Origin of the sequence: Kitasatospora sp. NPDC058965 (assembly GCF_042741245.1) — a bacterium.
Classification (GTDB): Bacteria; Actinomycetota; Actinomycetes; order Streptomycetales; family Streptomycetaceae; genus Kitasatospora.
On sequence record NZ_JBHYKG010000066.1, the window covers coordinates 1 to 13489 of the forward strand.

General features: G+C 74.1%; 13 protein-coding genes. 7 read left to right on the forward strand and 6 right to left on the reverse strand.

The features are described from left to right. Positions 1 to 68 precede the first annotated feature (68 nt). Positions 69 to 1673 carry an MFS transporter gene (locus tag ACFW1A_RS13895; protein ID WP_380408536.1) on the reverse strand — a complete coding sequence of 535 codons (1605 nt, stop codon included), beginning with the start codon at positions 1671 to 1673 and terminating at the stop codon, positions 69 to 71. A gap of 216 nt (positions 1674 to 1889) precedes the next feature. Between ACFW1A_RS13895 and ACFW1A_RS13900 the strand changes: the two genes are divergently transcribed. Then, positions 1890 to 3728, forward strand: coding sequence for a glycoside hydrolase family 15 protein (locus ACFW1A_RS13900; protein ID WP_380408539.1), 1839 nt, complete (start codon positions 1890 to 1892; stop codon positions 3726 to 3728). Positions 3729 to 3741: 13 nt separating this feature from the next. On the opposite strand, the gene ACFW1A_RS13905 is transcribed toward ACFW1A_RS13900, so the two are convergent. Next, positions 3742 to 4185 carry an ArsI/CadI family heavy metal resistance metalloenzyme gene (locus tag ACFW1A_RS13905; RefSeq protein WP_380408541.1) on the reverse strand — a complete coding sequence of 148 codons (444 nt, stop codon included), beginning with the start codon at positions 4183 to 4185 and terminating at the stop codon, positions 3742 to 3744. An 89-nt stretch (positions 4186 to 4274) separates the two neighbouring features. Between ACFW1A_RS13905 and ACFW1A_RS13910 the strand changes: the two genes are divergently transcribed. The 6 genes from ACFW1A_RS13910 (at position 4275) to ACFW1A_RS13935 (ending at position 9925) form a co-directional block, all read left to right on the forward strand. Continuing rightward, on the forward strand, positions 4275 to 4652 hold the full coding sequence (locus ACFW1A_RS13910) for an ArsR/SmtB family transcription factor (RefSeq protein WP_380408544.1): 378 nt from the start codon (positions 4275 to 4277) through the stop codon (positions 4650 to 4652). After that, positions 4649 to 5395 (forward strand): aquaporin, encoded by a 747-nt coding sequence (locus ACFW1A_RS13915; RefSeq protein ID WP_380408547.1) that lies wholly within the window; start codon positions 4649 to 4651, stop codon positions 5393 to 5395. The genes ACFW1A_RS13910 and ACFW1A_RS13915 overlap by 4 nt, the downstream gene beginning before the upstream one ends. Positions 5396 to 5428: 33 nt before the next feature. Next, positions 5429 to 5866: an arsenate reductase ArsC gene (locus ACFW1A_RS13920; RefSeq protein ID WP_380408549.1), complete on the forward strand. Its 438-nt coding sequence runs from the start codon at positions 5429 to 5431 to the stop codon at positions 5864 to 5866. Between the two features lie 240 nt (positions 5867 to 6106). Continuing rightward, the gene (locus tag ACFW1A_RS13925) at positions 6107 to 7273 is read left to right on the forward strand and encodes an alanine--tRNA ligase-related protein (RefSeq protein WP_380408551.1); all 1167 of its coding nucleotides are present in this window, start codon (positions 6107 to 6109) and stop codon (positions 7271 to 7273) included. Between the two features lie 174 nt (positions 7274 to 7447). Further along, positions 7448 to 8185 (forward strand): chitinase, encoded by a 738-nt coding sequence (locus tag ACFW1A_RS13930; RefSeq protein ID WP_380408553.1) that lies wholly within the window; start codon positions 7448 to 7450, stop codon positions 8183 to 8185. 117 nt (positions 8186 to 8302) lie between these two features. Continuing rightward, positions 8303 to 9925, forward strand: a complete 1623-nt coding sequence (locus tag ACFW1A_RS13935) for a multicopper oxidase family protein (RefSeq protein ID WP_380408555.1) — start codon at positions 8303 to 8305, stop codon at positions 9923 to 9925. Between the two features lie 39 nt (positions 9926 to 9964). On the opposite strand, the gene ACFW1A_RS13940 is transcribed toward ACFW1A_RS13935, so the two are convergent. From ACFW1A_RS13940 to ACFW1A_RS13955, 4 genes are read right to left on the reverse strand one after another with little or no spacing between them, the layout of a single operon-like run. Further along, a complete protein-coding gene (locus ACFW1A_RS13940; protein WP_380408557.1) occupies positions 9965 to 10930 on the reverse strand; it encodes a sugar kinase in 966 nt (321 codons plus the stop codon). Then, complete coding sequence (locus ACFW1A_RS13945) at positions 10927 to 11553, reverse strand: bifunctional 4-hydroxy-2-oxoglutarate aldolase/2-dehydro-3-deoxy-phosphogluconate aldolase (RefSeq protein ID WP_380408559.1); 627 nt, start codon at positions 11551 to 11553, stop codon at positions 10927 to 10929. Before ACFW1A_RS13945 ends, ACFW1A_RS13940 begins: the two co-directional genes overlap by 4 nt. 41 nt (positions 11554 to 11594) lie before the next feature. Beyond that, on the reverse strand, positions 11595 to 12740 hold the full coding sequence (gene dgoD, locus ACFW1A_RS13950) for a galactonate dehydratase (RefSeq protein WP_380408561.1): 1146 nt from the start codon (positions 12738 to 12740) through the stop codon (positions 11595 to 11597). Beyond that, entirely contained in the window at positions 12737 to 13453 is a 717-nt protein-coding gene (locus ACFW1A_RS13955) for a FadR/GntR family transcriptional regulator (protein WP_380408563.1), read from the reverse strand. The genes dgoD and ACFW1A_RS13955 overlap by 4 nt, the downstream gene beginning before the upstream one ends. Positions 13454 to 13489: the final 36 nt, after the last annotated feature.

Consider the following 13489-nt stretch of genomic DNA (forward strand, 5'->3'; position numbering starts at 1 on the left):
GGGCGGCGGAGCGCGAGCCCGCACCCGGGCCGCCGGCCGGCCGCCGCCGTGACCCGCAGTCGGGCAGGTCACGCGGCGGGCGCGGTGGCCTCCTCCGGTGCACCGAGGCGCTGCGCCGGGAGGTGGCGGGTGAAGGCGAAGCCGCAGAGGGTGATGCCGCCCGCAGCGAGGATCGCCGTCTTCAGGCCGTTGAGCTGCGCGGTGGCGTAGGCGTCCACCAGGTGCTCGGCCTGGTCGGGCGGGACCTGCGCCTCGGCCAGGGCCGTCGAGAGCTGCTCGGTGGACACGAACTGCACGCCGGCCTCCAGCGCGACCCCGGCCTGCGTGCGGACCTCCGCGGAGATCTGCGGGTTGGCGGCGATCTGCCGGCTGAACGCACCGGCCAGGGCGGCGATCAGGATCGCGCCGATCAGCGCGGTGCCGACGGCGGAGCCGAGCTGCTGGGCGGTGTTCTGCAGTCCGCCGGCCTCGCTGCGCTCCTGCTCGTCGACCGCGGACTGGACGGTGAAGCCCAGCTGGGAGGCCAGCAGGCCCATCCCCAGCCCGAGCAGGGCCATCGCGAGGGCGAAGTTCAGGTCGTCGATGACGGGCTGGATGGTGGCGAGCAGCCACAGGACGGCACCGAGCATGACCAGCAGGCCCGCCCGGACGACCGACCGGGGCGAGGCGACCCGGGCGAGCGCGGGGCCGCTCATGGCGGCGACCAGCATGGTGATCGACACGGGCAGCAGCCGCACCCCCGTGCGGAACGCGTCGAAGCCCTGGACCACCTGCAGGTAGAGCGGGATGACGAAGAACAGGCCGAGCAGGATGGTGCTCTGCGTCAGCAGCATCAGCAGCCCGGCCCGCAGCTGCGGGACGCGCAGCAGCGCCAGGCGGACCAGCGGGTCCTGCCCGCGTGCCTCGCGGTGCCGCACCCAGCTGACGAAGCAGCCGAGCAGCACGCCGCCGGCGGCGATGACGAACAGGGTGGGGGAGAACCCGAACACGGTGAAGGGCGGGTTCGTCGGCCGCACCAGCCCCCAGGTGCTGCTCCGCAGGATGCCGAGCACCACCCCGGCCAGGCCGGCCGCGCACAGCACGGCGCCGACCACGTCGAGCTGCACCCGCTTCCCGGTCTCGGGCGGGACGTCGATCCAGCGCAGCAGCAGGAGGATGACCACGACCACCACCACCTCGCCCGCGAAGACGAGGCGCCAGGTCAGGTACGTCGTCACCCACCCGCCGAGCAGCGGGCCGACGGCGATGCCCACCCCCGACAGGCCGCCGATGACACCGAAGGCGAGCGCCCGTTCCCGGCCCCGGTAGCACCCCGCGACGAGGGCGGCCAGGGCCGGCAGGACGATGGCGGCGCCCAGGCCCTCGATCACCGACCACCCGACCGCCAGCACCCACAGCACCGGCGCCACGGCCGTGATCGCCGAGCCGACGGCGTAGACCACCAGCCCGATGCCGAACGCACGCCGCCGCCCGAGCAGGTCGCCGAGCTTGCCGCCGGTGATCATGAAGGCGCCCATCACCAGCGCGTACAGGGTGATGACCGTCTGGATCGCGGTGACCTCGGTGTCGAAGTCCTCCACCAGCTGACTGATCGACACGTTCATCACGGCCGTGTCGAGCACCATCAGGAACTGCGCCGTCCCCAGCACGGCCAGCGCCTTCCATCTGCCCATGGCGTCCCAGCTCCTCGCGCCCGTGACCGGCCGGCCCGACCCTCGCCGTCCATTGGCGCACGGCGCGGCGGCATTCGGGCGCAGCGGACCGACCGGGGGCGCGAGTTTCACCGGAACAGGGGCACGCGGCCGCGCAGGCGGCGGTTCGACCACCGGACCTAGCATGGGACGAGAGCTTCGCCCCGATGCCCGGCACCACCGGGTGAGGAGGCCGCCATGGCGCAGGACGACAACGGCGGACACGCAGGACCGGGCAGCTCCCGGTACCTGCCGATCTCGGAGCACGGCCTGATCGGCGACCTCCGGACCGCCGCGCTGGTCGCCACCGACGGCACCATCGACTGGTACTGCTGCCCGCGCTTCGACGCACCCAGCATGTTCGCGTCCATCCTCGACGCGGACCGCGGCGGCTGCTTCGAACTCCGCGCGGACGTGCCGGCCCGGACCCGGCAGTTCTACTTCCCCGACACCAACGTGCTGATCACGCGGTTCTTCGCGGCGGACGGGGTCGCGGAGATCCAGGACTTCATGCCCGTCGTCGACGAGTCCCGCGAGGCGGACCGGCACCGGCTGATCCGGCGGGTGGTGTGCGTGCGCGGGGTGCTCCCGTTCGCGGCGAGGGTGGCGCCGCGGTTCGGCTACGGGGTCGAGCCGCACACCGTCGAACTCGGCGGCGGCCACGCGGTGTTCCGCTCCCCGTCGCTGTCCGTGGCGCTGACCGCCACCGTGCCGGTCGAGACCGACGGCACCGACGTGCGGGCGCAGTTCAAGCTGCTGGAGGGGGAGTCCGCGGTCTTCGCCCTGGACCGGGTGGGCGCCGGCGTCGGCCCGCGGGCCTGCCCCGGCTGGGAGGCGGAGCAGCAGTTCGAGGCCACCGTCCGGTTCTGGCGCCACTGGCTGTCCCGCTCCCGCTACCACGGGCGGTGGCGGGAGATGGTGCACCGCTCGGCGCTGGTCCTGAAGCTGCTCACCTACGCGCCCACCGGCGCGATCGTCGCGGCTCCCACCACCAGCCTGCCCGAGCTGGTCGGCGGCGAGCGGAACTGGGACTACCGCTACGTCTGGGTCCGCGACGCGGCCTTCTGCACCTACGCCATGCTCCGCCTCGGCTTCACCTCGGAGGCGGCGGCGTTCATGGACTTCATCTCCGAGCACGGGATCATGCGGGGCACCAAGGAGACCGGTCCGCTGCAGATCATGTACGGCATCGACGGGCGCTGCGAACTGCCCGAGTACGAGCTGCCGCAGTTCGAGGGCTACCTCGGGTCCGGGCCGGTGCGGGTGGGGAACGCCGCCACCGGACAGCTCCAACTGGACATCTACGGCGCGCTGATCGACTCCGTCTACCTCTACGACAAGTGGGGGCAGCCGATCAGCAGCGGCCACTGGGACGAGGTCGGCGCGGTGGTCGACTGGCTCTGCGAGCACTGGGACCAGCCCGACGAGGGCATCTGGGAGACCAGGTCGGGCCGGCGCGACTTCGTCTACTCGCGGCTGATGTGCTGGGTCGCGCTGGAACGGGCGATCCGGATCGCCAACCGGCGCGGCCTGCCGGCCGACCTGCCGCGCTGGCGGCAGGCCCGGGACGCGATCTACCGGCAGGTCATGGCGCGCGGCTGGTCGGCGGAGCGCGGCGCGTTCGTCCAGGGCCTGGACGACCAGGTCCTCGACGCCTCCGTGCTGATGATGCCGATGGCCAAGTTCATCGCGCCCACCGACCCCAAGTGGCTCGCCACCCTGGAGGCGCTCGCCGCGGACCTGGTCTCCGACTCCCTGGTGTACCGCTACGACCCGCAGGCCAGTCCGGACGGCCTGCGCGGGGCCGAGGGCACCTTCTCGATCTGCTCCTTCTGGTACGTCGAGGCGCTGGCCCGCGCGGGCCGGCTGGAGGAGGCCCGGCTGGCCTTCGAGAAGATGCTCACCTACGCCAACCACGTCGGCCTGTTCGCCGAGGAGATCGGCCGCACCGGCGAGCAACTCGGCAACTTCCCGCAGGCGTTCACGCACCTCTCGCTGATCAGCGCGGCCTTCAACCTGGACCGCGCCCTGGGGTGAGGCGACGGTGGCGTCAGCTGCCGCAGGCGCAGTCGGCGGTGCTGCCGCAGCAGGTGGCGGGCGCACCGTCGGCGCTGCTGCCGAGGGTGTCGGCGTCGGCCGTCACGACGTAGACCTCCCAGGGCTCCTTGCCGGGGCCGGTCACCCAGGTCTTGTCCTGGACGGCGTAGCAGCAGGTGGTGGCGTTCTCCTCGACGGTGGCCAGGCCGGCGTCCTGGAGGCGAGCGGCGGCGGCGGTGACCTCCGCGGTGGTCCCGACCTCGACGCCGAGGTGGTCGAGGCGGGTGTCCTCGCCGGGCTCGCCCTGGATGAGGACGAGCTTGAGCGGGGGGTCGGTGACGGCGAAGTTGGCGTACCCGGGGCGGCGCTTGGCGGGCTCGGTGGCGAAGAGCTTGGCGTAGAACGCGATCGAGTCGTCGAGGTCGGCGACGCGCAGGGCGAGCTGTACACGGGACATGGCGGTGCTCCCCGGTCGGAGGTCCTGTATCGACAGATGTCGATACAGCGAGCTTGCCTCCGTGCATCGATGGCTGTCAACATAGATGCATGTCGAATTCAGAGCTGGTCGTCCTCGGGCAGGACGAGGCCGTGGTCTGCTGCTCGCCACTGGTGCGCGAGCCGCTGGGCGAGGAAGCCGCCGTCGACCTGGCGCGGATGTTCAAGGCGTTGTCGGACCCGGTGCGGCTGCGGCTGCTGTCGCTGATCGCCTCGCACGAGGGCGGCGAGGCCTGCGTCTGCGACCTGACCGGCCCGTTCGACGTGTCCCAGCCGACCATCTCCCACCACCTGAAGGTGCTGCGCGAGGCCGGCCTGGTCGGCTCCGAGCGGCGCGGCACCTGGGTCTACTACTGGGTGCTGCCCGCCGCGCTGGCCAAGCTGTCCGCGCTGCTGGAGGCCCCGGCCGCCGCAGGCGGTGCGCGATGACCGCGATGGCTCCGCTGCTGCGCCGCTCGGCCGCCGAGTGCGTCGGGACCGGCGCCCTGGTCGCCGTCGTGGTCGGCTCCGGGATCCAGGCCGCGAAGCTCTCCCCGGACGTGGGCGTGCAACTGCTGGCCAACTCCCTGGCGACCGTGTTCGGCCTCGGCGTGCTGATCGCCCTGCTCGGTCCGGTCTCCGGCGCGCACTTCAACCCCGTGGTGACCCTGGCCGCCTGGTGGACCGGGCGCGGCGGCGAGGGACCGACGGCGCGCGAGGTCGCCGCCTACCTGCCCGCCCAGGTCCTCGGGGCGATCGGCGGTGCGGTGCTGGCGGACGCGATGTTCGCCGAGCCGCTGGTGCACTGGTCCGCGCACCAGCGCTCGGCCCCGCACCTGTGGCTGGGGGAGGTGGTCGCCACCGCCGGGCTGGTGCTGCTGGTCTTCGGCCTGACCCGCGCGGGGCGCGCGCACCTCGCCCCGGTCGCGGTCGCGTCCTACATCGGCGCCGCGTACTGGTTCACCTCCAGCACCTCGTTCGCCAACCCCGCCGTGACGATCGGCCGCGCGTTCACCGACACCTTCGCCGGCATCGCCCCCGCCTCGGTGCCGGGGTTCGTCGTCGCCCAGCTCGTCGGCCTGGTGCTCGGCGTCGCCCTGGTCGCCGTGCTCTTCGGACGCCCGGCGCCCGCCGCCGCCGAGGACGTCGTGGTCCCGCACGGCGAGCACCGCCCGGCCGTCTCCGGCCGCTGAATCCAGCCGCACCCCCTGCCGAAGGAAGAACCCGTGAGCTCTCCCGCCGTCCCGTCCGTGCTGTTCGTCTGCGTGCACAACGCCGGCCGCTCCCAGATGGCCGCCGCCTTCCTGGCCCGGCTCGGCGGCGACCGGGTCGAGGTGCGCTCGGCCGGCTCCGCCCCGGCCGACACCGTGAACCCCGCGGTGGTCGCGGCCCTGGCCGAGGTCGGCATCGACATCTCCGCCGAGCTCCCCAAGGTGCTCACCACCGAGGCGGTGCAGGCCTCCGACGTGGTGATCACCATGGGCTGCGGGGACGCCTGCCCCTACGTCCCCGGCAAGCGCTACCTGGACTGGCCGTTGGAGGACCCGGCGGGCCAGGGCGTCGCCGCCGTCCGCCCCATCCGCGACCGGATCGAGCAGCTCGTCCGCGATCTGCTCGCCGAACTCGGCGTCGAGGCCGCGGGGGCTGCGCACCCCGGGCGGTGAAATTCGGTGGCCCTGCCGTGTGCGGCGGGCTAGCCTCGGCGGCATGAACGTCACGGGCCGAACCACCACCGCGACCGCGCGAGCGACCAGCTCGCCGGTTGCCGCCGCCTGACGTCCTCACGACACCCACGGGCAGCCGGACACGGTCTGCTGCTGGGTCCCGGACGCTTCCGTCCCGGTCCCGTGCCCGTGCGGTCCGTCGTCCGGTGCCTCCCGCCGCACACGCGAAGGAGCCACCCCATGCAGACCGAGCAGATCGTCCGCACGTTCACCGAGTACCTCCAGGACCGGGGCCACCGCCGGATCACCGGGTCGACCCTGCTGCCGCCGCCGGGCGATCCGGTGCTCTTCACCACCTCGGGCATGCACCCGCTGACGCCGTACCTGGAGGGCCGGCCGCACCCGCTGGGCCGACGCCTGGTCAACGTGCAGCGCTGCCTGCGCACCACCGACCTGGAGGAGGTGGGCGACCGCACCCACCTGACCGTCTTCGAGATGCTGGGCAGCTGGTCGCTCGGCGACTACGAGGGGCCGCAGAGCCTCGACTGGGGGTACGGGCTGCTCACCGAGGGCTTCGGCATCGACCCCGGCCGGCTGCACGCCACCGTCTTCGGCGGCGACGAGCAGTGCGGTCCGGACACCGACTCGCTGGAGCTGTGGCAGCGGCACGGCGTCCCGGTCGAACGCACCGTCGAGGACAACTGGTGGTCCAACGGGCCGACCGGGCCGTGCGGTCCGGACTCCGAGATCTTCCTGTGGACCGGCGACACCCCGCCCGAGTCGACGCCCACCGGCGACGACCGCTGGGTGGAGGTCTGGAACCACGTGATGATGCGTCACCGACGGCTCGACGACGGCTCACTGGTCCCGCTGCCGCAGCGCAACGTCGACACCGGCCTCGGTCTGGAGCGGCTGGCCATGCTGCTGCAGGGCCGCGGCTCGGTCCACGAGTGCGACGTCTTCGACCCCTGGCGCCGCCTGCTGCCGCCGCTCTGGCCGCTCGACGAGCCCTCGCAGCGGCTGGTCGGCGACCACCTGCGGTCGGCCGTCGTGGTGATCGGCGACGGGGTGCACCCCTCGAACACCGGTCGCGGTTACGTGCTGCGCCGCCTGGTGCGCCGGGTGCTCACGGTGCTCCGGCAGGACGACCCGGGCCGCACCCTGGGCGACCTGCCGGACGAGCTGATCCGGCACACCCTGGACCGGTTCCGCCAGGACGTCGAGCCGTCGCTCGTGCGCCAGGTCCTGCTCGACGAGGAACGGCGGTTCGACCGCCTGCTGCAGCAGGGCCGGCGGATCCTGGGCCGCCCCCGGTTCCGCGGCCCGCTGGGCGAGGAGGACTTCCACTACCTGCACGAGACGCACGGACTGCCGAGGGAACTGGTGACGAGCCTGCGCGAGCGGTGAGGGTCGCGGGGGTGGCACGGACCCGGCGGAGCGTCAATTCCCTTTGAAGCAACCCGTCTGCCGGGTGAATCAGGGGCGGCGGAGCTCGGCCGGGCCGGGATTCTGCGACATGCTGGCGCCGTCGGTTCGCCGTCGAAGCGACGGCGCGCAGCAGTCCCTACCGAAGGAGTGCAGATGTCCGTCATCCGTGCCGTCTCCCGCACCCGGAACCGCGTGCTGGCCGCGCTCGGCACCCTCGCCCTCACGGTCGGCGTCGCGGGCGCCGTGCCGGCGGCGCCCGCGTCGGCCGCCGGGTTCGTGGTGAGCGAGGCCCAGTACAACAAGATGTTCCCGCACCGGAACGGCTTCTTCACGTACAAGGGCCTGACCGACGCGCTGGCCGCCTACCCGGCCTTCGCGACCACCGGGGACGCCGCGGTCCGCAAGCGCGAGGCGGCCGCGTTCCTGGCCAACGTCAGCCACGAGACCGGCGGACTGAGGTTCGTCGTCGAGCAGAACACCGCCAACTACTCCCACTACTGCGACCGGTCCCAGCCCTACGGCTGCCCGGCGGGTCAGAGTGCCTATTACGGCCGCGGCCCGCTGCAGCTCAGCTGGAACTTCAACTACAAGGCTGCTGGGGACGCCCTGGGGATCGACCTGCTGCACGACCCGTACCAGGTCGAGAAGAACCCGGCCGTGGCCTGGAAGACCGGACTCTGGTTCTGGAACAGCCAGAAGGGCGCCGGGACGATGACGCCGCACGACGCGATGGCCCACGGCAAGGGGTTCGGCCAGACGATCCGCAGCATCAACGGCGCCCTGGAGTGCGACGGCAAGAACCCGGCCGAGCGCGACGACCGGATCAACCTGTACAAGGAGTTCGTCGGCGTCCTCGGGACGGACGTGGGGAGCGGGAGCGTCTCCTGCTGACACGGTGGCCGTCCGGCCGCAGCGGTCGCCCGGCGGACCGGCGTGCTGCGGCCGGTCGGGCGTAGGTGCCGCGCGCCGTCCGCGTGCTCCGCGTCGGTGGACCTACCGTGTCCGGGCATGGGAGACAGTGGCGGGATCAGCCGCCGGTCGGTGCTCAAGGCCGTCCCCGTGGCGGGCCTCGCGGCGGCGCCCGGCCGGGTCCTGGCCGGGCGGCGGGCGGACGCACCGGGCGCGGCGGCGCCGACCGCGCGCTTTCCGCAGCCGGCCGTGGCGTGCTCGCGGCCGGTGCCCGGCTCGCCGTGGTCGGTGCTGGCGCACACGCTCGACGTCCGGTTCACCACGGTCCCGGTGCCGGGCCACGGACCGGTCACCACGCGGACCTACAACGGGTCGATCCCGGGGCCCACCCTTCGCGTGCGCGGCGGGGACACGCTGCACCTGACGCAGGTCAACGGCCTGCCGCCCAACCCGGCCCACTCCGGTGGCCACAACACCCCGCACCACCCCAACAGTTTCAACCTGCACACCCACGGGATGCACGTCTCCCCCTCCGGGATCGCCGACAACGTCCTGCGCGAGTTCGCCCCGCGCACCGCGGACGAGGTCGCCACCGGGGCCCCGGAGCCGCGGTACGTCACGGTCGTCCACGTCCCGGCCGACCACCCGGCCGGGACCTACTGGTACCACCCGCACCTGCACGGGGCCACCGCCGAGCAGGTCGTCGGCGGGATGGCCGGGGTGATCGTCGTCGAAGGCGACGTCGACGCGGTCCCGGAGATCGCGGCGGCTGCCGACCTCGTCGTCTGCATCAACGAACTCAAGCTCAAGGACGGCAGGGTCCCCGCCTTCAGCTCCGGCGGTTGGGTGACCGGCGTCCCCTCCACCTTCACCGTCAACGGCACCGTCAACCCGACCCTGCGGCTGCGGCCGGGCGAGGTGCAGCGTTGGCGACTGGTCGCCGCGACCGCCTTCACCGCCCTGCGCCTGCGGATCACCGGAGCGCGGCCGGGCCCGACGGTGCACCAGATCGCGCAGGACGGCGTCACGTGGCCGAAGCCGGTCCCGTTGGACCTGGTGGAGCTGGCGATGGGCAACCGGGCCGACGTGCTGGTCCGCGGCGACGCGCCCGGCAGGTACGAACTACGGGCCGACGGGGTGCCCGGACCGCTGCTGACGGTCGAGGTCGCGGGGGAGCGGATCGACCCGCCGATGGCCCTGCCGACCGCACTGCCCCGGGGCAGGCCCTACCTCGACGAGCGGACCGTCACCCACCCCGGTGCGGACCGCGAGGTGGTCTTCCACGCCGATCCGGGCGTCTTCGCCGGGCCGTTCCCCAACGCCTTCCGCATCCTGGGCACCGGGGCGACCCCCGCGGCGCACCCCGGCGGCGACCTCACCCGCGACCCCGCCCACGGCCTGTTCGACCCCGGGTTCACCAATCACACCCTGCGGCTGGGCACCGTCGAGCGCTGGACCGTCCGGTCCGGCGAGACGGCGCCCGCCTTCAACCACCCCTTCCACCTGCACACCAACCAGTTCCTCGTCACCCACCGCAACGGTCGACGGCTCGACCCGCCGGTCTGGCACGACACCGTCGGCCTGGCCGGGGGAACGCCCGGAGACTCCGTCACCTTCCTGGTGGCGTACGAGCACTTCACCGGCCGCACCGTGGCCCACTGCCACCAGCTCCACCACGAGGACCTCGGCATGATGCAGACCGTCGAGTACGTCGCGCCGTGACCGCGGGCGGGTGGCGGTGCGAGGCCGTACCCGCCGCGGCTAGCGCAGCGTAGTGCCGGCCGGGCGGTCGAGCAGCGGGAGGTCCGCGCGGGTGGGCAGGCCCTCCCAGTCGCCGCGCGTGGCGACGGCGAAGGCGGCGGTGGTCGTGGCGCGGTGGAGGCGGTCGGCGGGGGTGAGCCCGTCGAGCAGCCCGGACAGGTAGCCGGCGACGAAGGCGTCACCGGCGCCCACCACGTCGCGGACCGGAACCGGTCGGGCGGCGGCGTGAACGGTGCCGTGGACGCCGGTGACCGACGCTCCGTCACCGCCGCGGGTGATCACCACCTCCCGGCGGCCCTCGGCCAGCAGCGAGGCGACCGCGGTCGCCTCGTCGTGGCCGGGGTCCGCGGCCACCAGGTGGAGTTCGTCCGCGGAGGCCACCAGCAGGTCGGCGTGCCCGGCGAGCGGGCGCAGCGCCGCCCGTGCCTGCTCCGGACTCCACAGCCGGGCGCGGTAGTTGACGTCGAAGCAGACGGTGGCGCCGAGCTCCCGGGCCCGCTCGGCGGCGGCCCGCACGGCGTCGGCGGCCGTGCGGCCCAGGGCGGGCGTGATGCCGGTGAGGTGCAGCACGCGGAGCCCGGGGACCAGGGCCTGCCGGACGTCCTCGGCGCGCAGCGCCGAACCCGCCGAGCCCGCACGGTGGTAGAGCACCCGGACCAGGTCGCCCACCCGGTCCTCGCGGGTCAGCAGGCCGGTGGGGCGAGCCTCCCGGTCGATCCGGGCGTGCGAGACGTCGACCCGCTCGGCGCGCAGGGTGCGCAGCACCAGCTGGCCGAACTCGTCGTCGCCCACCCGCCCGGCCCAGCCGACCGCGTGGCCCAGCCGCGCCAGGCCGATGGCGACGTTGGACTCGGCGCCGGCGACGGAGAGTTCCATCGGTGCGCCGAGCCTGATCGCGCCGGTGGCGCGCAGGGCCGCCATGGTCTCGCCGACGGTGACGACCTCGGGGGAGTGGGCACCGGTCACGCCGCCACCGCCGCGGGCACGACGCTGCGCCAGTGGGCCACGCGGGCGCGCAACTCGTCGAGGTCGCCCCCGCGCGCGGCGTCGCCGACCAGCGGGGAGCCGACGCCCACCGCGACCGCGCCGGCCGCCAGGTAGGCGAGCGCGGCCGCGGCGTCGACACCGCCGACCGGCACGAACGGCACGTCGGGGAACGGATCGCGCAGGGCCCTGAGGTACCCGGGCCCGCCCGGGGCGGCGGGGAAGAGCTTGACCGCCAGGGCGCCGCGGGACCGGGCGGCGAGCACCTCGCTCGGGGTCACCGCGCCCATCAGGACGGGGAGTTCGGCCGCCGGTCCGGAACCCGGCAGGTCGACCAGGCCGGGCGTGACCAGGAAGCCCGCCCCGGCCTCGGCCGCGCGGGCCGCGTCCTCGGCGGTCAGCACCGTCCCGGCGCCGAGCACGGCCGCCGGCCCCAGCTCGCGACGGCACTGCTCGATCACCCACAGGGCGTCGGGCGTGGTGAGGGACACCTCGGTGGCGGTGATGCCCTCGGCCACCAGGGCGAGGACGGTGCGCAGCGCGGCCTCGCGGTCGGTGCCGCGCACGACGGCCAGGGTGCGGTGGGGCAGTTCGGTCAGCTGCACGGCGGCCTTCCCGGGCTGGTGGGGGGCGGAGGCGGCGGCGGTCACCACTCGGCGAACGCCCCGTCCTGGTGGTGCCAGACGGGGTTGCGCCAGCGGTGGCCCGCCTCGGCGGCCCGGCGGACCGCCGCCTCGTCGAGCTCGATGCCCAGGCCCGGGCCGGTGGGCAGGGCCGCGTGGCCGTCGGTGAAGCGGAACGGCGCGGGGTCGCGGAGGTAGTCCAGCAGCTCGGCGCCGCGGTGGTAGTGGATCCCCAGGCTCTGTTCCTGGATGAGGAAGTTCGGTACGGAGAAGGCGAGTTGAAGGCTGGCCGCCAGGGCGATCGGGCCGAGCGGGCAGTGCGGGGCCAGCACCACGTCGTGCACCTCGGCCAGTGCCGCGATCCGGCGCACCTCGGAGATGCCGCCGGCGTGCGAGACGTCGGGCTGGGCGACGGCGATGCCGCTCGTCAGCACGTCCTTGAAGTCCCAGCGGGAGTAGAGGCGTTCACCCACGGCCAGCGGCACGGTGGTGGAATCCGCGAGCTCGCGCAGCCGGTGCGCGTGCTCGGGGAGCACCGGCTCCTCGACGAAGAGGGGGTGCAGCGGTTCGAGCAGCGGGAGGAGGCGGCGGGACATTGCCGTGGACATCCGGCCGTGGAAGTCGACCGCGACGTCGCGCTCGTCGCCCAGCACCTCGCGGACCAGCGCGACGCGGTCCAGCACCTCCCGGGTGCGGGCGGGGGTGTCGATCGGCCGGAGCTGTGCGGAGCCGTTCATCTTGACGGCGGTGAACCCGGCCTCGACCTGGGCCCGGGCCTGCTCCGCCAGCTCGCTCGGCGAGTCGCCGCCGATCCAGGCGTACACCCGCACCCGGTCGCGGACCGCACCGCCGAGCAGGTGGTGGACCGGCACGCCGTGGGCCTTGCCCGCGATGTCCCACAGAGCCTGGTCGATGCCGGCCACCGCGCTGGAGAGGATCGGGCCGCCGCGGTAGAAGCCGCCCTTGGTGAGCACCTGCCAGTGGTGCTCGATCCGCAGCGGGTCCGCGCCGACCAGGTGGTCCGCGAGCTCGTGGACGGCGGCCCGCACCGTCTCGGCGCGCCCCTCGACCACCGGCTCGCCCCAGCCGACCAGGCCCTCGTCCGTGGCGATCCGCAGGAACAGCCAGCGCGGCGCGACCAGGAACGTCTCCAGCGCGGTGATCCTCACCCCGTCCCTCCCCGGTCCGGCTCGTCCAGCACGGTCCGCAGGTCGGCCGTGGCCTGGGCGAGCAGGCGCCGGACGGCCTGCTCGGCGGCGGCGGGGTCCTGGGCGCGCACGGCGTCCAGGACGGCCCGGTGGGCGGGCACGGCGTCGGCCCAGGAGTCGGCGCCGTGCACGAGGTGGTCGCGCACCCGCAGGCCCGCCTCGATCACCACCTCCATCCGGGTGAGCAGTTCGTTGTGCGCCGCGGCCAGCAGTGCGCGGTGGAACAGCAGGTCGGCCTCGACCACGGCGTCGGCATCGCTGCCGGCGGCGGCCATCGCGGCCAACGCGTCGTCGAGGGCCGCCAGGTCGGCCTCGTCGCGGCGCTGCGCGGCCAGGCGGGCGCCGGCCGGTTCGACGATGGCACGGACCTCGGCGAGGTTGTCCAGGAAGTCGACGGCCGGCACGCCGTGGCCCTGCCAGCGCAGCAGGTCGGAGTCGAGCAGGTTCCAGTCGGACCGCGGCCGGACGTAGGTGCCGCGCTTCTGCCGGGACTCGATCAGGCCCTTGGCGGCGAGCACCCGCAACGCCTCCCGGACGACCGTCTTGCTGACGCCGAGCTCCTGCTCGATCAGGTCGGGGTGGATCGAGCCGCCCGGCGGGTACGTCCCCCGGACGATCCGCTCGCCGATGATCTCGACCGCCTGTCCGTGCAGTCCCCGTGCCGGCCGGCTCATGTGAGCTCCCCCTCGTACGTGTCGCGCGTGCGTGCC

Excerpts from the sequence above, each read along its gene's own strand:
- ACFW1A_RS13895 (WP_380408536.1), bottom strand. The coding sequence starts at position 1,673 with ATGGGCAGATGGAAGGCGCTGGCCGTGCTGGGGACGGCGCAGTTCCTG.
- ACFW1A_RS13900 (WP_380408539.1), top strand. The coding sequence starts at position 1,890 with ATGGCGCAGGACGACAACGGCGGACACGCAGGACCGGGCAGCTCCCGG.
- ACFW1A_RS13905 (WP_380408541.1), bottom strand. The coding sequence starts at position 4,185 with ATGTCCCGTGTACAGCTCGCCCTGCGCGTCGCCGACCTCGACGACTCG.
- ACFW1A_RS13910 (WP_380408544.1), top strand. The coding sequence starts at position 4,275 with ATGTCGAATTCAGAGCTGGTCGTCCTCGGGCAGGACGAGGCCGTGGTC.
- ACFW1A_RS13915 (WP_380408547.1), top strand. The coding sequence starts at position 4,649 with ATGACCGCGATGGCTCCGCTGCTGCGCCGCTCGGCCGCCGAGTGCGTC.
- ACFW1A_RS13925 (WP_380408551.1), top strand. The coding sequence starts at position 6,107 with ATGCAGACCGAGCAGATCGTCCGCACGTTCACCGAGTACCTCCAGGAC.
- ACFW1A_RS13930 (WP_380408553.1), top strand. The coding sequence starts at position 7,448 with ATGTCCGTCATCCGTGCCGTCTCCCGCACCCGGAACCGCGTGCTGGCC.
- ACFW1A_RS13935 (WP_380408555.1), top strand. The coding sequence starts at position 8,303 with ATGGGAGACAGTGGCGGGATCAGCCGCCGGTCGGTGCTCAAGGCCGTC.
- ACFW1A_RS13955 (WP_380408563.1), bottom strand. The coding sequence starts at position 13,453 with ATGAGCCGGCCGGCACGGGGACTGCACGGACAGGCGGTCGAGATCATC.